The sequence below is a fragment of the Leptospira ryugenii genome, from assembly GCF_003114855.1.
Lineage (GTDB): Bacteria > Spirochaetota > Leptospiria > Leptospirales > Leptospiraceae > Leptospira_A > Leptospira_A ryugenii.
Genome location: NZ_BFBB01000007.1, coordinates 315,825 through 316,129 on the forward strand (window position 1 = coordinate 315,825; position 305 = coordinate 316,129).

The 305-nt window shown below is 49.5% G+C and carries 1 protein-coding gene; it reads left to right on the forward strand.

Features of this window, described 5'->3' with window-relative positions:
• A partial coding sequence (locus DI060_RS19075) for a hypothetical protein (protein ID WP_209452038.1) occupies positions 1–205 on the forward strand: 205 nt, incomplete at its 5' end.
• Between the last annotated feature and the right edge of the window lie 100 nt (positions 206–305).

A 305-nucleotide genomic window follows, 5' to 3' on the forward strand; every position in this document is an offset into this window, starting at 1 on the left:
TGGGTGGATGACGGGATTCGCCTTACACGGTTCTCCCATCACGGTCGAACACGTTCCAGGCCGTCTATTCCAAGTCCTCGCACCTCCTGCGCTCGGTCGTTCTCGTTTAACGGAGATAAGGCAAGGTGTCTTGCCTTATCTCCTACTCGAACTCTCTTGGAAAATCGTTCGAATCCCTCATCCCACGTTCTTAGGTTACATTTAGATTTTACCCAATTTCCCAAACGAAATCGATTCTAGCCTAAAAAGAATCCGGGCGACGAACAGCATACAGGACGTATGTGTGTGCGAGATCTGGACATGGA